Here is a 22,483-nt window from a genome sequence, read left to right as displayed (position 1 = left end):
TGATTCTCATCATTTCCGTCATGCTCGGATCACTTCACTCATGCTGTCGTGATTAATTCTGTTTTGCGACCGCCAGGAACGCTTCACTCCACTTCACCGGATCGACCGACCAGGTCTGTAAAGCGTCTCGTTCTTCTTTAGAAATGTAGGCCGTCTCGACAGCTGTCTCCAGCAATTCTGTGAACGTCAATAACGCATCCGCTTCCACTTCGGCCGCCGTTAAGTTTTCCTTCAGTCGTGTCATGCCGTAAGAGAAGATGGCTTGAATCCGGACGACGGTTCCCCCGGCTGCTTCGACGGCTTGTGTGGCTTCAATCGAAGACATCCCCGTCGACAATAAGTCTTCGACGACGATGACCCGTTGTCCGGCTTGCAAACGTCCTTCAATCTGATTCCCTTTTCCGTGTCCTTTCGCACTCCCTCGGATATAAATCATTGGAAGGCCAAGTCGTTCCGCGACGAGCGCCGCATGCGGAATACCGGCTGTTGCCGTCCCCGCGATGACATCGACGTTTAAAGGACGGATGCGTTCCGCTAATTTGTCGGCAATCAGCGTCCGAACGGCCGGACTGGATAAAGTCAGCCGGTTATCGCAATAAATCGGCGATCGTAATCCGCTTGCCCACGTATACGGTGTCGTCGGTGCTAACGTGACCGCCTCGATTTCAAGTAATGCCTGTGCCAGTTGATTCATTGTTTAATCCCCTTCCATTCTGAGAGTAATGCTTCATAGACGGCTTTCGGATCCTCTGCCTGTGTGATGGCACGTCCGATGACGAGATCCGTTGCCCCGTTTCGGCGTGCATCCGTTACTGTCGCAATCCGTTTTTGATCATTTGCAGCCGTCCCGTCCGGCCGGATCCCCGGCGTGACCAGTTGGAAGCCGGAGCGACAGGTTGCTTTGATGTGCGTCGTATCGAGAACGGAACACACGACTCCGTCAAGACCGGTCTGGTCGGCTTCGCGGGCATAATGCGCAACGACCTCGTCCATCGCGTGTGGAATCATCAGGTCGGTCAACATGTCTTGATCGGTCGATGTCAGCTGGGTGACGGCAATCAACCGTGTATCGGCTGATGTCTCCCGCAGTCCTGCCAGGGCCGCCTGCATCATTGTTTTTCCACCTGCTGCGTGGACGTTCGTCAATTCAACACCGAGTTGACCAATGATCCGCATCGTCCGCCGGGCCGTTTCCGGAATATCATGGACTTTTAAATCGAGAAAGACAGCATGTCCTTGTTTGACCAAATGCCGGACAAAAGCGGGACCTTCCGCATAATACAGCTCCATCCCGATTTTGACTGCCGGACGGTGTGGTGCCAATTTTTCTAAAAATCGTTCAACTTGGTTGGCTGACTCAAAATCAAGCGCGATGTAAAGTTGCTCCATATGCTTTCCCCCTGATGTCCAAAATGTGTTCAATGCCTAACTCGTCCATTCGTTTCGGCAATGCCGTGATCAGTTCCTGACAAATGAACGGATTCACGAAATTTGCCGTTCCAATTGCTACCGCTGATGCGCCTGCGTAAATCATCTCGAGTACATCATCCACTTCCATGACGCCTCCCATCCCGATGATCGGAATCGAGACGACTTGGGCGACATCGTTAATCATCCGAATGGCAACCGGTTTGATGGCTGGTCCGGACAATCCGCCGATCCGGTTAGCCAAAATCGGTTGACCGGTCCGAACGTCGATCCGCATCCCGACAAGTGTATTGATCATCGTCAGTCCATCCGCACCCGCCTGTTCCACTGCTTGGGCCATCTCAACAATCGACGTGACATTCGGAGATAATTTGACATAGACCGGTTTTTCGGAAACCGCTTTGACGCGCCGTGTCAGCTCAGCCGCCATCTTCGGATCCGTTCCGAACTGCAACCCGCCGGACTTGACGTTTGGACAGGAGATGTTCAACTCGATTGCTTTAACGACCGGATCCCGGCTGATCCGTCTTGTGACTTCCTCATATTCTTCTGGTGTCGAGCCGGCCACGTTCGCAATGATTTCTGTATCAAACTGACTGAGAAACGGTAATTTCTTTGCGATGATTCCGTCGACACCTGGATTTTGTAACCCGATCGCATTCAGCATGCCCATATCGCTCTCTGCAACCCGCGGCGTCGGATTGCCATACCGCTCTTCTCCGGTCGCCGCTTTGATCATGATGCCGCCAAGCATCGATAAATCGTACAGTTTGGCAAACTCTTCACCGAATCCGAAACATCCGGACGCCGGAATAATCGGATTTTTTAAATTCAGACCGGGCAAGACCACTTGCAGACGGTTCATAGGATCACCTCTTCTGCCCGGAAGACCGGACCATCGGAACAGGTTTTGACATAATGTCCGTCAGGTGTCGGACAGACACAAGCGAAACAGGCGCCAATGCCGCACCCCATCCGGTTTTCAATCGATAAAAACTTATGTTTGATTGGAACTTGTTGAATCGAGCGTAACATCGGTTCCGGTCCACAGGCGAACAGTGTATCGAACCGGTTGCTGTCGAGCGCGGCGGTCACGAATCCTTGGATTCCCGCTGTCCCGTCGATGGTCGTCACGGTCGTCGGACCAAGTTTTCGAAACTCGTCTTCATAAAAGACACTGTCTGCCGTATCGAATCCCAAAATCGCTTCGCAGGCAATTCCCCGTTCAACCAATCGGCGCATCGTATAATAAAGCGGCGGAACCCCGATGCCTCCCCCGACCAACACAATTTTGGCGTCACGCGCAACATGTTCGACTGGAAACCCGTTTCCGAGTGGACCGAGCGCATCGATTTGATCCCCTGCCCGAAGACGCGCCAGTTCTTTTGTGCCTTGACCGATTTCCTTGAACAAAAACGTGATTAAATCTCCTTCGACGTTAGCGATTGAGATCGGGCGACGTAATAACGGACCGACCCGTAAATGCATGAACCGGCCTGGTTCGATAGGCGTCGCGTCAGGGCGGCGACAGACTAATTCTGTCGCGCCTGAAGCAATTTGTCGTCGTGTCACGACCGTCAGGAGTTGAATCATCGAGTCACCGCCTTTTTCATATAGTCGAACGGTTGAATGGCGCTGGCTTCAAAGGACAGACTTTCAATGACCCGTAACAAGGCTTCGGCTGTATCAAGAGATGTCAGGCAGACGACATTGTTTTCTGCTGCTGCCCGGCGAATGATGAAGCCGTCTTTCGTAACTTGCGAATCCCGACTCATCGTATTGATGACATATTCGACTTCCGCTTTTTCAATCCATTCGAGCATTGATCCTTGTTCCGAACCGAGCTTACCGACGACTTGGACACGCAGACCGTTCTCCGCCAAGACACTGGCAGTTCCCGCCGTGGCGAGGAGTGTAAAGCCGAGTGCTGTAAAGCGTTTGGCGAGATCGAGCATTTCCTGTTTATCCTGATCGGCAACCGTCAGCAAGACCCGGCCGTGTTCCGGAATCGCCATACCGGAGGCAAGCAACCCTTTATAAAGTGCTTTTTCAAGTGTCCGGTCCGTTCCAATGACTTCTCCGGTCGATTTCATCTCCGGTCCGAGCGACGGGTCGACTTCCTTCAGCTTCGCAAACGAGAAGACCGGTACTTTTACAGAGACCAGTTCTTCTTCCGGTAAAACGCCACTCGTCAATCCGTAAGACGCAAGCGTATCTCCCAAGATGACATTCGTCGCCAGACGTGCAACCGGTAAGCCGGTGACTTTTGAGATGAACGGGACGGTCCGGCTTGCCCGCGGATTGACTTCGAGCACATACAGTTCTCCGTCTGCAAAGACGAATTGGATATTAAGCAATCCTTTGATCCGGAAGGCTTTGGCAATCCGTGTCGTATAATCGACAATCAAATCCTTGATCGCTTGCGGTACACGTTGCGGCGGATAAACGCCGATGGAATCCCCGGAGTGGACGCCGGCCCGTTCAATATGTTCCATGATGCCCGGAATGACGACATCTTCCCCGTCACAAATCGCATCCACCTCAAGTTCCATTCCGGTCAAATAACGGTCGACGAGAACCGGACGTTCCGGTGAGGCAATGACGGCGTGTTTCATATAATGTTCGAGTTCCTGTTGTCCATAGACAATCTCCATCGCGCGTCCGCCAAGGACATACGACGGGCGGACGAGAACCGGATACCCGAGTTCGCTTGCCGCGTCTGTCGCTTCAGCTACCGTGATGGCAGTTTTTCCCGGAGGTTGCGGAATTTCAAGCTGTGTCAGGGCTGCTTCAAACTGTTTCCGGTCTTCTGCCCGGTCGAGATCCTCAAGAGACGTTCCAAGAATCTTCACCCCTTCCGCTTCCAGTGATTCAGCTAAATTGATCGCCGTCTGTCCGCCGAATTGCACGATGACCCCGATCGGCTGTTCATTCTGGATGACTTCCAAGACATCTTCCGTCGTCAAGGGTTCAAAATAGAGCCGGTCAGAAATCGAGAAGTCAGTTGAGACCGTCTCCGGGTTATTGTTGACGATGATGGCTTCATATCCCGCTTCACGAATCGCTTGAATCGAGTGGACCGTTGCATAATCAAACTCCACCCCTTGCCCGATCCGGATCGGTCCGGAACCGAGGACGAGAATCGACGGCCGTGTCGTTGGTGCCGCTTCGTTTTCAACTTCGTACGTACCGTAGTAATACGGTGTGTCGGATGCAAATTCCGCTGCACACGTATCAACCATTTTATAGACCGGATGCAGTCCCGCTTCGTTGCGGATAGACCGGACAGCTGTCTCGGTTTGTTGCGTGATCCGGGCGAGCATTTGGTCACTGAAGCCATAACGTTTGGCATGACGCAGGCGTTCCTGTGTCAATCCGTTCTTGACGATATCTTGTTCAATTCGGTGGATGTGATGCAGTTTTTCTAAGAATAACCGGTCGATGCTTGTCCATTCGTGCAGCTGTTCGACGGTATAACCACGTTCGATGCCGGCATAGAGGGCAAACAATCGTTCATCCGTCGCTTTGACGATTTGACGGTGCAGATCGGCTTCATTCATTTCAGCAAAACGTGTCATGTGTAAATCGGATTGACCGATTTCAAGCGAACGGACTGCTTTCAGCAAAGCTTCCTCCATCGTCCGCCCCATGGCCATCACTTCACCCGTCGCTTTCATCTGCGTCCCAAGTGTCCGGTCAGCTGATTCAAACTTATCAAACGGCCACCGTGGAATCTTGGCGACAACATAGTCGAGTGCCGGTTCGAACGAAGCAAAGCTCGTTTCCGTAATCGGATTCTTCAACTCGGATAAGGCATACCCGACGGCGATTTTTGCGGCCAGTTTAGCAATCGGATATCCTGTGGCTTTCGAAGCCAGTGCCGAAGAACGGGAGACGCGCGGATTCACTTCGATGACATAATACGTGAAACTGACCGGATCGAGTGCGAATTGAATATTGCACCCGCCTTCGATCCCGAGTGCACGAATGATATCGAGCGATACATTACGCATCATCTGATAATCGCGGTCGGATAACGTTTGTGTCGGGGCAAAGACAATCGAATCACCCGTGTGGACACCAACCGGATCAAAGTTTTCCATCGCACAGACGATGATTGCCTGGTTCGTCGCGTCACGCATGACTTCAAATTCGACTTCTTTCATCCCGGCGATGGATTTCTCAAGTAAAACCTGTGTCGCTGGACTGGCTTTCAGTCCGCCTTCGACAATCCGGATGAACTCATCCATCGTTTCAGCGATGCCGCCACCGGTTCCTCCAAGCGTATATGCCGGTCGAATAATGATTGGAAGACCGATTTTCGCACAAAAGTCCTCGGCTTCTTCGACCGTATGCACGATCTCACTTTCCGGAACACCGTGCCCAAGTCTAAACATCAATTTTCTGAACAAATCACGATCTTCCGCTTCCTCGATTGCCGTCAGCTTCGTTCCGAGCAGCTCGACGCCGTATTCCGCAAGAACACCCAGTCGATCCAGTTCAACAGCAAGATTCAGACCCGTTTGTCCGCCGAGAGTCGCGAGTAACGCATCGGGACGTTCTTTCCGGATAATCCGGGAAACAAACTCTGCTTGTAACGGTTCAATGTACACGCGGTCGGCTACTGTCGGATCCGTCATGATGGTCGCCGGATTGGAGTTAACGAGAACGACTTCGTACCCTTCCTCTTTTAAGGCTTGGCAGGCTTGTGTTCCGGCATAATCAAATTCCGCCGCTTGTCCGATGACGATTGGACCGGATCCGATAACGAGAATCTTTTGAATATCTTGACGTTTAGGCATGAGAGACCTCCTGTTGGTTCGTGATTTCTGTTAAAAATTGATCAAATAAATCATTGGCATCCATTGGTCCGGGAGAAGCTTCAGGATGATACTGAACGGAAAAGACGGGGTGGATCGTATGCCGGATTCCTTCAACGGTCCCATCATTGATCGCCCGGTGCGTCAGTTTGAGATTCAATCCGACCAGCGACTGTTCCTCGACAGCGTAACCATGATTTTGTGACGTGATACTGACTTGTCCCGTTTGAAGATCTTCGACCGGGTGGTTTGCTCCGCGGTGACCGAACGGTAATTTAAACGTATCTGCTCCATGCGCCAAGGCAATCAATTGATGACCAAGACAGATGCCAAAGATGACGACTTGACCGGTCAGTTCCTGAATTAAGGGAATCGCGGTCGGAACATCTTTTGGATTTCCGGGACCGTTCGATAACATGACACCGTCCGGTACGTAACGCAAGACATCCTTCGCCGTCACGTCGTGCGGGACGACGACGACTTCACATCCGCGTCGGACAAGCTCCCGGATAATCCCGAGTTTGGCACCGAAATCAACCAAGACGATCCGTGGACCGGCACCCGGGATGACATAGGCGCGTTCCGTCGAAGCTCGTTTGACCTGATCGGTCGCAAGCGTCATCTGTTGAATCCGTTCCAGTTGCTCGGACAACTCGTACGCTCCATCGACGAGGAGTCCCCGCATGACTCCTTTTGAACGCAGGTGTCGGGTTAACTGACGGGTATCGATTCCCGTTAAACCGGGAATGTTGAATTCCTCTAGAGCCGTTGCAAGTGACGTCTGGGAGCGGAAGTTTGATGGTGTATGACAGACTTCCCGGACGATCAGTGCTTTCGCAAGCGGACGGGTCGTTTCATAGTCATCGCGGTTCATGCCGTAGTTGCCGATCAACGGATTGGTTAAGACGATCATTTGATCACAGTAGGAAGGATCGGATAACATCTCTTGATACCCGGTCATGCCTGTTTGGAAGACCACTTCCCCCATCGTCACCTCGCTTGAACCAAATGCTTCTCCTTCAAACACCATTCCATCTTCTAAAATCAACGTCCGTTTAGACATGTGTCATTTCCCCCTTGAATACAATTTCTCCACCGACGAGCGTCAAGACCGGATAGCCCGTTAGCCGTTCTCCACTAAATGGTGTGTTTTTCCCTTTCGAGAAAAACTGATCCGGTTGAACCGTCCGGACTGTCGTTAGATCGAGTAGGACAAGATCGGCAGGTGCACCGACTTCGATTCGTCCAAATGGCAAGTCAAACAAATCAGCCGGTTTACGTGACAGCCAATCGAGCAACTGGGCAAGCGTGACGATGCCCGGTTCGACCAGCTTCGTATACAGCAACGGAAATGCCGTCTCAAATCCTGTAATTCCGAACGGGGCCCGCTCGATGCCGAGTGCTTTTTCCTCTGCTGCATGCGGGGCATGGTCCGTTGCGATACAATCAATCGTCCCGTCCAGTAAACCTTCCAGCAATGCTTGACGATCCGCTTCGCTCCGAAGTGGTGGATTCATCTTGAAGTTTGGATCGCGTCCGACGATATCGTCTTCCGTTAACACCAGATGATGGGGCGTGACTTCCGCCGTCACCCGAATTCCTGCCCGTTTTGCATCCCGGATCACCCGGACGGATTCCTTCGTCGAGACATGGCAGACATGATAATGACAGCCGGTCGCTTCTGCAATCAAGACATCCCGCGCGATATGAATGCTTTCGGCCAGTGACGGAATTCCCTGTAACTTTTCGCGTGCACTGTACGCTCCTTCATGGACACAACCTGCCTTTAGCGAATCATCTTCACAATGGGCGATGATACTTTTATTGACGGCGGCGGCGCGTGTCATCGCTTCCCGCATGACAGCGGCACTTTGGACACCGACTCCGTCATCCGTGAAAGCGAAGGCATCGGTCAGTTGTTCAAATGCGACGAGTTCCTGCCCTAGCTGATTTTTTGAAATCGCCGCATAAGGGAAAACACGGACAGATGCCGTTTCTTCAATCTTTTTAAAGAGCGCATCCAGCGTCTCCCGGTCATCCGGAACCGGTCGCGTGTTCGGCATCGGACAAATCGTCGTAAATCCGCCTGCTGCCGCTGCTGCCGTTCCCGTCGCGATCGTCTCCTTATGTTCGCCGCCCGGTTCGCGTAAATGAACATGAATATCGACAAATCCCGGTGCAACCAAATAATCTTTAGCGTCAATCACCTGATCCGTTTCAATCGGTGTCGCATCGAGTTCCGTAAAGATTCCATTTTCGATGCGAATGCTCGACTCTTGCCGTTCCCCATTTTTATACCATGTCGCATGATCAATTCGGATTGCCATCTTATATCGTCTCCTTTGTCGTTTCTGTCTCAAACGCCCGTTCTAAAATCGCCATTCGCGCAAACACACCGTTCGTCATCTGATCAAAGATACGTGATTGCGGATGTTCAACCAGTTCTTCGGCAATTTCAACGCCGCGGTTGACCGGTGCGGGATGTAACACAATCGCATCCGGCCGAATCCGGTTCATCCGTTTCCCCGTTAAACCGTACCGTTCGTGATACTCATCTGTTGCAAACGACTGCTTATCCGCATGCCGTTCATGCTGAACCCGGAGCAGCATGATGATATCACTCGTGGCTACTGCCTCATCCATCTCCCGGTAAGTGATTCCCATCGTTTCATCGAACCATTCCCTCGGTCCGGAACCGATGACGGTCGCTCCCAACCGCTGTAAGACGTGTGCATTGGAGCGGGCCACCCGGCTATGCCGGAGATCCCCGCAGATGACGATCGTTTTCCCGCTGACATCACCGTATGTCTCGTACATGGTCATCAAATCCAGTAAGGATTGTGAGGGATGCTGTCCGCTACCGTCTCCGGCATTAATGATTGGAATCGCCAGATGGTGTTGCAGTGGTTCGTAATAACCGGTCTCTCCGTGACGGATGACGAGCGCATCGACGCCAATCGCCTGTAACGTCTTACATGTATCCAGTAACGTTTCACCTTTTTGAACGGATGAGGTCGCTGTTTCGAATGGCAGGACGTGCAATCCGAGATGATATTCTGCCATGTCAAACGAACATTTGGTCCGGGTCGAATGTTCGAAAAATAAGTTAGCGACGGTTTTCTTCGGCAATGGCCGGGCGGGTGCGCCTTGTTTCAATTCCAGTCCCCGCTTTATCAATCGTTCGATTTCAGTTGTCGACAGCTCGTCAAGACTTGTAAAATGGGCAATCCGTTGTCGTGTCTGCATGTTCTTCTCTCCTTTGGGCCGCAAAAAAGCGCACCTTCTGATGTGAAGGTGCGCTGAAGAAGACAGATGTCGCCATCTGTTTCTGAAGGGCCTCCACTTTATCGTTCTCTCTGGAACGTCTTAAAAGTCGTTAGCTGCTCGTTTCGGTTGTGGTGATTCTTGTTCTTGTTCTGCCACTTCGGTACTCGTTTTCGGCAAGATCAGATTCAAAAGGACTCCTAGAATCGTCGCCAGTGCCATGCCTTCTAACGAGAAGTTACCGATTTTCAAAGCAGCCCCGCCGATTCCGATGACCAGGATGACGGCAGTGATCGTCAGATTGCGTTTATCCGCAAGATCGACTTTACTTTCGACCAGAGTCCGCAAACCGTTCGAAGCGATGACTCCAAACAGCAGGATGCTGATGCCGCCCATGACAGGTGTCGGAATCGTTTTGATGAATCCTTCGACATAGCCGAGGAATCCGAAGCTGATGGCAAGAACGGCTGCGCCTCCGAGGACAAAGACGCTGTAGACGCGGGTAATGGCCATGACACCGTTGTTTTCACCGTATGTCGTCACCGGCGGACCGCCGAGCATCGAAGCGATTGTCTTCGCCAGTCCGTCTCCGAGAACCGTCCGGTGCATCCCCGGATCAAGAAGCGTCTCGCGCCCGATAATCCGTGATGTCACTTTTTGCTCTCCGATGTGTTCTGTCAACGTGACGAGTGTGACCGGGACGATGAGTGCAAGTGCTGCCCAGTTCAAGGTTGGTGAGTAATCCAGGAACGGTACCGTAAAGTTCGGAATTTGGAAAAAGCTCGCCTGTTTCAGTGAAGTGAAATCAACGATTCCCGCCGCAACAGCGACCAGATAGCCTGTCAAGATACCGAACAGGATCGGCACCGTACTCCACATGCCTTTGAAATACGTCATGGCAAGCAACGTCACGGCGAGTGTCGTCAAGGCGACGAGGAGGAAGGTCCCGCTGTACTTTCCGTCCGCTCCGTTCATCGCCATGTTGACAGCTGTCGGCGCAAGCGATAATCCGATGACCATGATGACAGGTCCGATGACGACCGGCGGCAAGAGTTTCATCAGCCAACCGACTCCCGTATATGTGATGATGAGGGAAACGATGCCGTAGACCAGCCCGGCTACCATGCCGCCGACAAGGGCATCTTCCACTCCCCAGCGTTCACTGACAGCGATGATCGGGACGATATACGCAAAACTTGAACCTAAGTACGTCGGGACTTTAAAGCGTGTGACGGCGAGGAAAATCAAGGTGCCGACTCCGCTTGCGACGAGGGCGACGGATGTGTTTAATCCCGTTAATAGCGGAACCAGGACCGTCGCACCAAACATCGCGAAGACATGTTGGAGGCTGAGCATCAGCCACTGCAGGGGGTGTTTTGGCCGTTCTTGTACATCCAAAATCGCTGTGTGGGTTTTCATAAGGATAACTCCCTTTCTGGTCTCTCTGGACCACGTTAAAGGTATTTGTGTTTAACGTTTGATAAATACTTGATCGGCGTCATCGACTTCAGATAAGGCGACGACAACTTGTTCTTCGCGTGATGTCGGGACATTCTTCCCGATGAAATCCGGTCGGATCGGCAGTTCCCGGTGTCCCCGGTCGACGAGGACAGCGAGTTGAATCATACTCGGGCGACCGTGATCAACGAGCGCATCCATCGCAGCGCGGACGGTGCGTCCGGTGTATAGGACGTCATCCACCAGGACGATGATTTTTCCGGTCACCGTCTCCGGCATGTCCGTGCCTTTGATTTCCGGCTCAAGACTTTTTTTCGATAAGTCATCCCGGTACATCGAGATGTCCACGACACCAAGCAGGACCGGCTTGCCTTCAATCTCTTCGATCCGGCGGGCCAGACGGCGGGCCAGTGTCTCGCCCCGTGTCTTGATACCGACGATCATCAGTTGATCAATTCCTTTGTTGCGTTCGATGATTTCATGGGCGATGCGTGTCAATGCCCGACTGATTGCGGCTTCATCTAAAATGACGGATGGTTTCATTACTTGCTCCTTTCTGCAAAAAAACCTCCTGCGTGAAGTCGCAGGAGGTTGTTGAAGACAATAAGTGTGGGCAGCTCACGCTACACGTATCTACACAAATGAAGTGTCTCCCTTTCGTAGCCTCTCCGGACTCGTTTAAAGGTGTGCTATGGGTAGGATCGTCAACGCGGACGACCGGTTGTGTGAGGCAGATGTCTCGCATCGCTCTCTAGGTGATACTCTACCGTTTTATTAGAAAAACGTCAAGACTCTAATTCAAGTTTTTTCAACTGACTGATCTCGAACGTCATCTCTTCCGGTAACGGTGCCTCGAAATGTAACATTTCCCCAGTCCGCGGATGCTTGAATCCAAGAACAGCCGCATGAAGCGCTTGACCGTTCATTTTCATCGTTTTCCGTGGTCCGTATTTCGGATCTCCGGCGAGCGGGAAACCGATGTAACGCATGTGGACACGAATCTGGTGCGTCCGTCCTGTCTCGAGCTTACATTCAACGACAGTGAACCCTTCGTAACGGTCAAGGACACGGAAATGCGTCACAGCCGCTTTCGAGTTTTTATCCGTCACCGTCATCCGTTGACGGTCATTTTTGTCACGGCCGACCGGTGCTTCGATCGTTCCCAGTTCATGCGGAATCTCGCCGTGGACAAGCGCGATGTACAGACGCTCTGTCGTCTTGTCTTTTAGTTGTTGTGCCAGGGATTCATGTGCCAAATCATTTTTAGCGACCATCAGGAGACCGGATGTATCTTTATCGATTCGGTGGACGATGCCTGGACGTTTGACGCCGTTGATGCCGGACAAATCCTGGCAGTGATGGAGCAAGGCATTGACGAGTGTTCCGGATACGTGCCCTGCTGCCGGATGTACGACCATCCCTTTTGGCTTGTTGATGACGATGACATCACTGTCTTCATACACGACATCCAGCGGGATATCTTCCGGTAACACTTCCAGCTCCACGGCTTCCGGAATCCGGACGAGAATCTCTTCCGTACCCGACATCTTATAGTTCGGTTTGACGATTCGTCCGTCGACTTCGACGTGTCCCGCTTTTAACCAGTCCTGGACTTGTGACCGGGACCAGTCTTGTTGTTCCGCTAACCATTTATCAATTCGACCGGTAGCACCATTGGCTTTAACAGCCCATTCATTTTGTTCATTCATTTAATCAATCGTTCCCTTCTTAGTCAAACGCTCTTCAAACATGACGCTGATCAGCATCAGAATAACCCCAAACGTCAAACTGACGTCTGCCACATTAAATATCGGGAAATTATACCCGAACGGATAAAAATGAAAAAAGTCGACGACTTCTCCACGTGCCATCCGGTCGATGAAATTCCCGACCGCTCCGCCGAGTAATAAGGCGACGCTCCAAGCAAATACTTTGTTTTTTGTGCCTTCTTTGTAAAGAAAATAAATCAGCCCAATGACGACGACCAGCGTGATGACGAAGAAAAAGCCAAACTTCCCTTCAAGCATCCCCCAGGCAGCGCCACGATTCCGGTATGAATTTAAATAAAAGAAATTGGGAATGATCTCAATCGCTTGACCAATCGTCATCTGTTGGACGACGATCCATTTCGTCAATTGATCCACTCCGACGAGTACAGCAGCAATCGCTAAGTAAAGCCACATTCTTTTTTCCTCCACATCCAAAAATAATGAGGGACCGCTACGAAGTCGCCGTAGCTGCCCCTCCCTGATTCATTATAAAGAATTGACGACTTCAGTACAACGTGGGCAAAGTGTCGGATGAGCCGGATCTTGTCCAAGCTCCGTCGAATATGTCCAACAGCGTTCACATTTTTCGCCGTCCGCTTTCAGAACGGTGATGCCTGTTGTCCCGTATGATTTCTCCGCCGAAGCGACGAACTCAATCTGTGAAACCTGCAACAACTGCTCAAGATGATCGATCGTCGCAAGCAATGCTTTCGTTTCGTCATTTGGTGCCAGTTCCAGTTTCGCTTCGAGCGTTTTCCCGACCAGTTTCTCGGCGCGTGCTTCTTCGAGCGCTTTCAAGACATCATCACGGAAGACGAGGAAACTGTTCCATTTCGCAATCAACGCAAGGCCTTCTTCTGTCACTTCCAGTGCTTCCGGAAGATCTGTCAAGAAGATGCTTGCCGTCTCGACGCCAGGAACGAATTCCCATGCTTCGTCTGCTGTATGCGGTAAGACCGGTGCCATCAGTTGTAACAATGTGACGACCGTATCGTACATGACCGTTTGAACGGCACGACGCGCTGGTGCATCTGCTTTTTCGATGTACAAGATATCCTTCGTGTAATCGAGATAGAACGAAGACAAGTCAAGGACACAGAAGTTATGCAACAACTGATAGACCGCCATAAAGTCATACGCGTCATACGCCGCTTTTACTTTACCGACGAGTTGATCCAGTTTCGTCCGCATGAAGCGATCCGATTCCGGTAAGTCGGCAAAGGCAACACGATGCGCCGTATGATCGAACTGATCCAGGTTACCAAGCAGGAACCGGACCGTATTCCGGATTTTCCGGTATGATTCCGAAACTTGTTTGAAGTTGTCCATTGAAGCCCGGACGTCCGATTGATAGTCGACAGAAGCGACCCAAAGACGAAGGATTTCCGCTCCGAATTGTTGCATGATTTGGATCGGGGCAATCGTATTTCCGATTGATTTCGACATCTTCCGCCCTTGACCGTCAAGGACGAATCCGTGACTGACGACCGCTTTATAAGGGGCTTTCCCTGTCGTTGCGACAGCTGTCGAAAGCGACGAGTTGAACCATCCGCGGTATTGGTCAGAACCTTCTAGATACAAGTCAGCTGGACGCTCGAGTTCCGGACGTGTCGCAAGAACACCGGCATGAGATGATCCAGAATCGAACCAGACATCCATGATATCCGTTTCTTTTTTGAAGATCCCGTTCGGGCTTGCCGGATGCGTAAATCCTTCCGGTAACAAATCAACGGCTTCCCGCTCATACCAGACGTTTGATCCGTGTGCCGCAAACAGGTTCGCGATATGGTCGATTGTTTCCGGTGTGACGATTTCCGTACCGTCTTCCGCATAGAAGATTGGCAACGGGACACCCCATGCGCGTTGACGGGAAATGACCCAGTCCCCACGGTCTTTGAACATATTGTGAAGACGGGTTTCACCCCACTCCGGTACCCATTGAACGCCTTTGATCTCATCGAGGATTTCTGCCCGGAAATCTTTAATTGAAGCGAACCACTGGGGTGTCGCCCGGAAAATCACCGGTTTTTTCGTCCGCCAGTCATGCGGATACGAGTGTTTGATGAATGACAGTTTTAATAAAGCACCGGCTTCTTCCAATGCCACACCGATTTCTTTGTTGGCATCTTCATAGAACAACCCTTCAAAACCAGGAGCTTCTGCCGTCATGACACCTTTATCGTCAACCGGACAAAGCACATCCAAACCGTACGCTTGACCGATTCTGAAGTCATCTTCCCCGTGTCCGGGTGCTGTATGAACGACACCCGTCGCTTCTGCCGTGACGTGATCGCCGAGCATGACAAGTGATTCCCGGTCATAGAGCGGGTGTTTCGCTTTGATGTACTCAAAGTCTGCCCCGTTAAAGACACGACCAACCGTCGCATTTTCCCAGCCGAGTGCTTCGATCACTTCCGGTACGAGGGTCTCAGCTACGATATAGCCTTTTCCTTCGTGTTCGATGCGTGCATATGTCAACTCACCACTGACTGAGATTCCGAGGTTTGCCGGAATCGTCCAAGGTGTCGTCGTCCAGATGACGAAATGATCCGTCGACTCCAGGATATTTTTTCCATCCATGACTTGGAACGCTACGTAGATGGCAGCAGAACGTTTATCCTGGTATTCGATTTCGGCTTCTGCCAAAGCAGATTCTGATGACGGCGACCAGTACACCGGTTTTTTCCCTTTATAGATGTAACCTTTATTGGCCATATCGCCGAACAGACGAATTTGTGCGGCTTCGAATTCCGGTTGTAACGTGATGTATGGATTGTCATAGTCACCGAGAACACCAAGACGCTTGAATTGTTCACGTTGATGATCGACCTGTTCGAGCGCATACTTCGCACACAGCTCACGGAATTCCGCGACCGACATTGATTTACGGTCGACACCCGCTTTTTGAAGAGCCGTCTCGATCGGAAGTCCGTGTGTGTCCCAACCCGGTACATACGGAGAGCGGAATCCGTTCATTGATTTATAACGGACGACGATGTCTTTTAAGACTTTGTTCAATCCGTGTCCCATATGGATGTCTCCGTTTGCGTAGGGAGGACCGTCGTGCAGGATGAATGTCGGTTTTCCGGCATTTTTTTCTTGAACTGCTTCATAAAGATTCATCTCGTTCCAGCGTGCCTGCATATCTGGTTCACGTTTCGGTAAGTTTCCCCGCATTAAAAATTCCGTTTTCATCATCAATAACGTATCTTTGTATTCCATTTGGCATTCCCTCACTTGTCTATATTTTACGTACAAAAAAAGCCAAGCTCATCCCCTGATAGGGACGAGCTTGGCTTGAACTCGCGGTACCACCCTACTAGTAATCCTAACGAACGGATTACCACTTAAGAGCCTGATAACGGAGGCGAAACGGCGGAACTTACTGAATATGTTCAGTCCCACACTCAAAGGGGATATCTTTTATCATTCACTGATCGGGCTCGCACCAGTCCCCGATTCGCTGACAGTATCCTGATAAAAGACGTGTCCTTTTCATTGATTTAGCTTATATGACATCGTCGTCATTATACGCAACTGCCGGAATCTCGTCAAGCGCACCCCGCGTCGAAATATCGAATGCATCCCAGTCGTGGCTCGTCAACAATTCCATCTGTGCGTCAATCAACACTTTGAATCGATTCCGGTACAATTCGATTTTTTTACGCATCTGTTCGACTTCGAAATCGGTCCGTTGTGCTCGGCGTTGTGCCGCATCTTGCAATTGCTCGGCTTCCCGTTCCGCTTGTTTGACGATTAAGCTCGCTTCTTTCGTCGCATTGGCTTTGACTTCTTCTGCCGCTTCTTGTGCCACGATGATGGATTTGTTTAATGTTTCTTCCATCGAACTGAAGTAATCGACACGCGACTGCATATTGTGAATGACTTCTTGCTGTTGACGGTTTTCCCGGAGCAACAATTCAAAATCTTTGATGACTTGATCAAGAAATTCATTGACCTCATCTTCGTCATAGCCGCGAAACTTACGTGTAAATTCCTTATTGTGAATATCAAGTGGCGTCAATGGCATGATGAAATCCTCCCTCAGCTTGTTGGTTATCCTTTTAGCAGACCGTATTGCAACTTAATCCGATCCCGTTTTGTCGAGCCGAGTACGGCGATTAACTTGACACGTCCCGTTCCGCGAAGGGACAGTAGGTCGCCTTCCTCTAACAAAAAACTTGGATCTTCAACGATTTTATAATTCACTTTGCTTTCACCTTGTTTAATCAGGCTTTGCGCTTTTTGTCTTGAAAAACCAAGGATTTCACTGACAACCGTATCAAAACGAAGTGAACTGACGAATCCCAGTTCTTCTTGCCATTCTTGATCCTTAATCTTCAACTGTTCTTCTGAATCCACGAGCGACAACCGAATCTTCGTTTTTCCCGCACGATCGACATTTGCTTCGATATAAGAAGCTACTTCTTTCGCAACGGCAAATTGGACGACTTGATCTTGAATGACGACGTCACCGAATTTCCCTCGCTTTAATCCGACATTCAGCAATGTGCCTGTCACCTGGCGATGCGAGAGCTCCACGAATTTTGTGGGATAATGGATACGATAAATGGCGATATCAAAATCGTTGGCATCAAGCTCATAATAATCAGGGGCAATCAGCGCACGCTGTCGTTCGGCGCCTTCAAAACCGCCCTCAAAAAAGAGGGCACATTTTGTTCCGACGAGTTCTCGGGTAATTTGTTGTTCACGCGGATCCAGAAAATCTGTCACTTTAAACGTATAGGTCGCTTCGACATGGTCGATCCAATTCAAGACAAGATCGACGAACTCCCGCTCATGTCCGCGATAATGATCATAAACACTCATTACAGGAAGATTGCTCGAATACCCGACTGTGCGAGATTAAGCACAAGAAAGGCAACGATAGGTGAAATGTCAAGCATACCTCCGATGGGCGGGATAATCCGTCGGAACGGCGCGAGGAAAGGTTCAACTAACATAGCGAGAACTTGACCGAATCGTGATTCACGTGCGTTTGGGAACCACGATAATAAAATATAGGCAATCATGACGTAGCTGTAGTATTGAAGTAACGTGCTGAGTGTACGACCGATTGCGTACATGACTTGCGAATCCATGCTTACCACCCCTTATGGTTGATATCATCTTCACCGAGCAGATTTGAAATACTTCCGGCCAGCTCGACGTTGTTCGGAACACAGAGGAGTGTATTTTGACTGATTGTCGTAATCGTTCCATCAAGGGCAAACACGACACCTGACAAGAAATTGATCATTTGGCGTGATTGATCTTTAGACATCCGTTGCATGTTAACGATGACAGCACGATTTTGGCGAAGATGTTCTCCAATTTCCTGCGCTTCATTAAACACACGCGGTTCACTGAGAATGACTTGTGATTTTGTCTTTTTTGTATGAATGGGTACGATGTTCGATTGTCTCACAGGGTCCTCCTTTTGAGTAACACTCGGGGTAGATTCCTCGTAGTACTCGTCGTATTCTTGCTGTGATGCACCTCTACCTTTATTTATTGTAGCATCATTTTCATATTCGAGTTCATCTAAATCGTCTGTGTTACCGAGAAATAGATTTTGCATTTTTGATTTGAATCCCATATCGATTCTCCTTTCACATATCTAGACAATTTATGATTGGACTAACGTCGTTCCGATTCGGACGTATGTCGCACCTTCTTCAATGGCAATCTGATAATCTGATGACATACCCATTGATAACTCCGTGCATGGTGCGTGCGGTAGATGGCGGGAAGCCACTTCATCCCGCAACACACGCAGCGAATGAAAGACTGAACGCAGTACTTGCTCGTCCTCCGTCAATGGTGCCATCGTCATCAAACCGATGACGCGGACCATCGGATATTGTCCGACTTCATGCAAAAATGAATGGACATCTTCCGGATCAATTCCTTGCTTTGATTCTTCCCCGGAGACGTTGACTTGAACAAAACAATCGACGGGACGTTTCGCACGTTTGTTGATTTCTTCCGCCAAATGCAGCCGGTCCAAGGAATGCAACACATCAATCCGATCAATGATTTGCCGGACTTTACGGGTCTGTAACGTTCCAATGAAGTGCCACTCACAGGCCTCGCGTCCTAAGACCGTTTGTTTGTCGGTCAACCCTTCCGGACGATTCTCACCAAGTGCCGTTATCCCTGAAGCGAGTAGTTCGGCTGCCACTTCACTTGACACTGATTTCGTCACGCCGATCAATTGTACCTGCTTTTTTTGATCAGTCTTTTCATAGGCCTGTTTCATGTTTTGTCGGACATGTTGTACATTTTCAGAAATTGACATCGAGAGACTCCTTTACAATCAAACTGGCAAACCGTCCACCATGATCTCCGTGACGATAGGAGAAATAGTCTTCTGCCTGACAGTTCGTACAGATTCCTGTATCGAGCACATCGCCGACACCACTGCGTTCGGCTAACATAGCATTCGTTTTTTGAAGTGATAACATGGCTTTCCCGTCTTCTTTCTTGATGTAAGGAGATTCTTCAAGACCAAGTTGATCTACCGCTTCAAGGACCGGTCCATCGACTTCATAACAACATTCGCGAATCGAGGGTCCGATGACCATCTGAATAGAAGACCGTTCGGCACCGGCTTGTTCCATCTTTGTAAGAGTTGCTTCGACGATGTTAGCGACCGTTCCGCGCCAACCGGCGTGAACATTTGCAATGATACCGGTCCGCGGATCACAGAACAGGAGCGGTACACAGTCAGCAAACAGCATCATCAATAAGACGTTTGAATCCGTTGTCACCAGTCCGTCTGTACCCTTGATTGCCGTTTCGTAATCAGAAGCTCCACGACCGGACTCGAGTGTTGTTACTTGTTCTACGTGATTGCCGTGCACTTGTTCAGCCCAAACAGAGTTTTCCAAAGCTAAATCCAGTTGTCGGACGATGACTTCACGATTTTTGATGACCCCTTCCGGATCATCCTTGACATGAAGTCCTAAGTTGCCCTTGCCGTGAGGTGCTGAAAATTTTGTCGTAAACGCTGCGCGAACAGTACCTGTCGGCGTATCCCATTTTATCCATTGACCAAACATTTCATCCCATCCTTTTTTAAAAAAAGAGGTGTCGCTTACGCGACACCTCTTGATCTAGCAGTCGTGTCTCTGGAATATCGGATTAACGATTATTCCGGCGAAGGAAAGAAGGAATATCCATCGTCTCTTCAACATCTGACCCTTTTGCTGATTCTTGGTTCGAGCTACTAGGTGTCTCTTCGACTTGCGGTTTAGGTTCTTCAGCTACCGGTGATGGTGCCGCTTGCTTTTTCTTAAGCAAGTTTTTCATCATCTCTTGTGCTGATGGGATTTCAAAATCGAGTGGTTCGTTTTCGAATTCCGTTGCGATGACCGTAACAATGATTTCGTCTTCCAAGTTGTCATTGATGACTGATCCGAAGATTAAGTTAACTTCTTCATCCGCAGCGCTTTGAACGATTTGAGCCGCTTCCGTTACTTCGTAAAGGCTCAAGTTCGCACTACCGGTAATGTTCATCAGGACGCCTTTTGCCCCTTCGATCGATGTTTCAAGCAATGGACTTGAGATCGCTTTTTTCGCAGCTTCCGTTGCACGGTGTTCGCCGGTTGCGACACCAACACCCATCAATGCTGAGCCTTTTTCCGTCATGATCGTTTTAACATCCGCGAAATCCAAGTTGATGAGACCAGGAACGGCGATTAAATCCGTAATCCCTTGTACCCCTTGACGAAGAACGTTATCGGCTTCTTTGAAGGCTTCAAGCATCGGCGTATTACGATCGACGATTTCAAGCAATTTATCATTCGGGATGACGATGAGTGTATCGACTTTTTCTTTAAAGTTCTGAACACCTGAAACAGCATGTTGCATCCGTTTACGGCCTTCGAACATGAAAGGTTTTGTGACGACACCTACTGTCAATGCGCCGATTTCTTTAGAGATTTCTGCGATGACCGGTGCAGCACCTGTTCCGGTGCCTCCACCCATTCCTGCCGTTACGAAAACCATATCGGCACCAGATAAAATTTCTGTCAACTGTTCGCGGCTTTCTTCGGCAGCTTTTTTACCGATTTCCGGATTTGCTCCGGCACCAAGACCACGTGTCAGTTTTGCTCCGAGTTGAAGTTTTACATCTGCCTGTGACATGTTTAATGCTTGTGCATCCGTGTTGACAGCGATGAATTCTACGCCTTGGACACCATGTTCGATCATTCGGTTGACAGCGTTAGATCCACCGCCGCCTACTCCGATGACTTTGATTTTAGCTACTTGGTCCATCATTTCATCAAAATGCAACATAAAAGGGGCCCCCTATTTTTTTACTGATAATTTTTTATTTAGCCGAAAAACTTCTCAAAGAAACTGCTGAATGACTTTCGCTCTTTTGGAGGCTGTTCCTTCTGTGGTCGCTCTTCGCGTACTGAAGGTTGGGAAGGGTGTGCAAGTAACTCCTCTTGCTCACGGCCTTGTGCGGCTACTCCCTTTTCGTCCGCACGGTCAAATCCTGACTTCGAAACGGCACTGCGTGATAAAACATATCGTAACATTCCAGCAGCGACAGCATACTTCGGATGACGAATCCCTAAGCTGGCTGGTTGATACACATTCACGCTTTGTTTAAAGATTCGCTTACCGAGCTGGTCAATTCCTGGTAGGGAAGAACTGCCACCACAAAGAATGATTCCACTGTTCATTTGTGGATACCCAGCCTGTGTCATTCGCTTCTGAATCATCTCAAAAATCTCTTCCAGACGGGCTTCCAGGACAAAGCCAATCTCCGTCTGTGGTTCGAAACGGTGTTCCCCGTTGATTGTCACGTACGAGACTTTCTCTTCCGGGTCACCCAATGCTTCTAATGCGACACCGTATTCTTCTTTGGCTAGTTTCGCATCTTGATATTTACAATTCATTTTATACGTCAAATCGCGTGTCAGATGATCTCCACCGTACGCAAGTGTCGTTGAGTAAACTAGATCGTTTTTTTCGTAAATCGAAAGAGTGGTCGTTTCATGTCCGATATCAACGATCCCGACACCCAGTTCTAACTCATCAATCGAAGCTGCGATTCGTGAGACGGCTAAACTTTCCAGCACATACCCCGCAAGTTCTAAACCAGCCCGTTCGATGGAACGTTTGATGCTATGTAGAATCGTCTTCGCTCCGATAATCAGCTTCCCTGTCACTTCTAAACGATAACCGATCATGCCACGTGGATCCGTGATCTCCGTCTGCTGATCGACAGTAAACGTTTTAGGTAACACATCGACAACACTCAATTCGTTTGGAATCCGCATCACCATGGCTGAGTGAAGAACATCTTTCACGTCGTCATCTGTGATTTCGTTGTCTTCCCCTTTGATTGATGTCATCCCTTGGCAATCCTTGACTTGGATGTGTTCACCGGAAATTGCTACATATACTTCACCAATTGGTTCGCCGAGTGTGCGCTCCACTTCTGCAACCGCTTGTTTAATGGCATTTACTGTTTGATCGATGTCGACGATGACACCTCGCTTGACGCCTGCAGATGGTGCAGACCCTTCCGCTAAGACATTCAGTGTTCCACCTAGAAGTTCACCGACGATGAGTTTCACTTCCGATGTCCCAATATCTAGTGCGGCAATCGTACCTTTCGTTTCCATGGGAGTGACACCTCCACTTTCATAATACTAATCCTATCGTCCCTGTTTATATTTACAGGAATCGAGACAATCTTCTTCTCGTTTAAGTCTACACTAT

General features: G+C 49.8%; 21 protein-coding genes and 1 other annotated feature. All 21 genes read right to left on the bottom strand.

What is annotated here, in order from left to right; genetic code table 11:
• Positions 1-52: 52 nt before the first annotated feature.
• The 21 genes from pyrE to ftsA all read right to left on the bottom strand — a co-directional run bounded on the left by pyrE (position 53) and on the right by ftsA (position 22,386).
• Positions 53-694: an orotate phosphoribosyltransferase gene (gene pyrE, locus DVG79_RS03340; protein ID WP_114595450.1), complete on the bottom strand. Its 642-nt coding sequence runs from the start codon at positions 692-694 to the stop codon at positions 53-55.
• Positions 691-1,389, bottom strand: coding sequence for an orotidine-5'-phosphate decarboxylase (gene pyrF / locus DVG79_RS03335; protein ID WP_114595449.1), 699 nt, complete (start codon positions 1,387-1,389; stop codon positions 691-693). The genes pyrE and pyrF overlap by 4 nt, the downstream gene beginning before the upstream one ends.
• Positions 1,364-2,293 carry a dihydroorotate dehydrogenase gene (locus tag DVG79_RS03330; RefSeq protein ID WP_114595448.1) on the bottom strand — a complete coding sequence of 310 codons (930 nt, stop codon included), beginning with the start codon at positions 2,291-2,293 and terminating at the stop codon, positions 1,364-1,366. The genes pyrF and DVG79_RS03330 overlap by 26 nt, the downstream gene beginning before the upstream one ends.
• The gene (locus DVG79_RS03325; protein ID WP_114595447.1) at positions 2,290-3,021 is read right to left on the bottom strand and encodes a dihydroorotate dehydrogenase electron transfer subunit; all 732 of its coding nucleotides are present in this window, start codon (positions 3,019-3,021) and stop codon (positions 2,290-2,292) included. Before DVG79_RS03325 ends, DVG79_RS03330 begins: the two co-directional genes overlap by 4 nt.
• Complete coding sequence (gene carB, locus DVG79_RS03320) at positions 3,018-6,230, bottom strand: carbamoyl-phosphate synthase large subunit (protein WP_114595446.1); 3,213 nt, start codon at positions 6,228-6,230, stop codon at positions 3,018-3,020. The genes DVG79_RS03325 and carB overlap by 4 nt, the downstream gene beginning before the upstream one ends.
• Positions 6,223-7,311 carry a carbamoyl phosphate synthase small subunit gene (locus tag DVG79_RS03315; RefSeq protein ID WP_114595445.1) on the bottom strand — a complete coding sequence of 363 codons (1,089 nt, stop codon included), beginning with the start codon at positions 7,309-7,311 and terminating at the stop codon, positions 6,223-6,225. The genes carB and DVG79_RS03315 overlap by 8 nt, the downstream gene beginning before the upstream one ends.
• Entirely contained in the window at positions 7,304-8,575 is a 1,272-nt protein-coding gene (locus tag DVG79_RS03310; protein WP_114595444.1) for a dihydroorotase, read from the bottom strand. Before DVG79_RS03310 ends, DVG79_RS03315 begins: the two co-directional genes overlap by 8 nt.
• Before the next feature lies 1 nt (position 8,576).
• Positions 8,577-9,476 carry an aspartate carbamoyltransferase catalytic subunit gene (locus tag DVG79_RS03305; RefSeq protein ID WP_114596542.1) on the bottom strand — a complete coding sequence of 300 codons (900 nt, stop codon included), beginning with the start codon at positions 9,474-9,476 and terminating at the stop codon, positions 8,577-8,579.
• 138 nt (positions 9,477-9,614) lie between these two features.
• On the bottom strand, positions 9,615-10,931 hold the full coding sequence (locus DVG79_RS03300) for a uracil-xanthine permease family protein (RefSeq protein ID WP_114595443.1): 1,317 nt from the start codon (positions 10,929-10,931) through the stop codon (positions 9,615-9,617).
• Between the two features lie 51 nt (positions 10,932-10,982).
• A complete protein-coding gene (pyrR, locus tag DVG79_RS03295; RefSeq protein ID WP_012370818.1) occupies positions 10,983-11,513 on the bottom strand; it encodes a bifunctional pyr operon transcriptional regulator/uracil phosphoribosyltransferase PyrR in 531 nt (176 codons plus the stop codon).
• A gap of 242 nt (positions 11,514-11,755) precedes the next feature.
• Positions 11,756-12,679 (bottom strand): RluA family pseudouridine synthase, encoded by a 924-nt coding sequence (locus tag DVG79_RS03290; protein ID WP_026827946.1) that lies wholly within the window; start codon positions 12,677-12,679, stop codon positions 11,756-11,758.
• Positions 12,680-13,153, bottom strand: coding sequence for a signal peptidase II (lspA, locus tag DVG79_RS03285; protein ID WP_012370820.1), 474 nt, complete (start codon positions 13,151-13,153; stop codon positions 12,680-12,682).
• Positions 13,154-13,225: 72 nt separating this feature from the next.
• Positions 13,226-15,961 carry an isoleucine--tRNA ligase gene (gene ileS / locus DVG79_RS03280; RefSeq protein WP_114595442.1) on the bottom strand — a complete coding sequence of 912 codons (2,736 nt, stop codon included), beginning with the start codon at positions 15,959-15,961 and terminating at the stop codon, positions 13,226-13,228.
• A gap of 57 nt (positions 15,962-16,018) precedes the next feature.
• Positions 16,019-16,247 (bottom strand) — a binding site (T-box leader).
• A complete protein-coding gene (locus DVG79_RS03275; RefSeq protein ID WP_114595441.1) occupies positions 16,248-16,769 on the bottom strand; it encodes a DivIVA domain-containing protein in 522 nt (173 codons plus the stop codon).
• Between the two features lie 26 nt (positions 16,770-16,795).
• Positions 16,796-17,569: a YlmH family RNA-binding protein gene (locus DVG79_RS03270; protein WP_114595440.1), complete on the bottom strand. Its 774-nt coding sequence runs from the start codon at positions 17,567-17,569 to the stop codon at positions 16,796-16,798.
• Entirely contained in the window at positions 17,569-17,841 is a 273-nt protein-coding gene (locus DVG79_RS03265) for a YggT family protein (RefSeq protein WP_034769807.1), read from the bottom strand. The genes DVG79_RS03270 and DVG79_RS03265 overlap by 1 nt, the downstream gene beginning before the upstream one ends.
• Before the next feature lie 2 nt (positions 17,842-17,843).
• Positions 17,844-18,167: a cell division protein SepF gene (locus DVG79_RS03260; protein ID WP_233494514.1), complete on the bottom strand. Its 324-nt coding sequence runs from the start codon at positions 18,165-18,167 to the stop codon at positions 17,844-17,846.
• Between the two features lie 201 nt (positions 18,168-18,368).
• Positions 18,369-19,040, bottom strand: coding sequence for a YggS family pyridoxal phosphate-dependent enzyme (locus tag DVG79_RS03255; protein ID WP_114595438.1), 672 nt, complete (start codon positions 19,038-19,040; stop codon positions 18,369-18,371).
• Positions 19,027-19,803 (bottom strand): peptidoglycan editing factor PgeF, encoded by a 777-nt coding sequence (pgeF, locus tag DVG79_RS03250; RefSeq protein ID WP_114595437.1) that lies wholly within the window; start codon positions 19,801-19,803, stop codon positions 19,027-19,029. The genes DVG79_RS03255 and pgeF overlap by 14 nt, the downstream gene beginning before the upstream one ends.
• Positions 19,804-19,885: 82 nt before the next feature.
• Positions 19,886-21,043, bottom strand: coding sequence for a cell division protein FtsZ (gene ftsZ, locus DVG79_RS03245; protein ID WP_114595436.1), 1,158 nt, complete (start codon positions 21,041-21,043; stop codon positions 19,886-19,888).
• Positions 21,044-21,081: 38 nt separating this feature from the next.
• Positions 21,082-22,386, bottom strand: coding sequence for a cell division protein FtsA (ftsA, locus tag DVG79_RS03240; RefSeq protein ID WP_114595435.1), 1,305 nt, complete (start codon positions 22,384-22,386; stop codon positions 21,082-21,084).
• Positions 22,387-22,483: the final 97 nt, after the last annotated feature.

This window comes from Exiguobacterium sp. RIT594 (genome assembly GCF_003339585.1).
Lineage (GTDB): Bacteria > Bacillota > Bacilli > Exiguobacteriales > Exiguobacteriaceae > Exiguobacterium_A.
The sequence above is the reverse complement of the archived record's forward strand: the minus strand, read 5'-3'. Positions and strand labels throughout refer to the sequence as shown.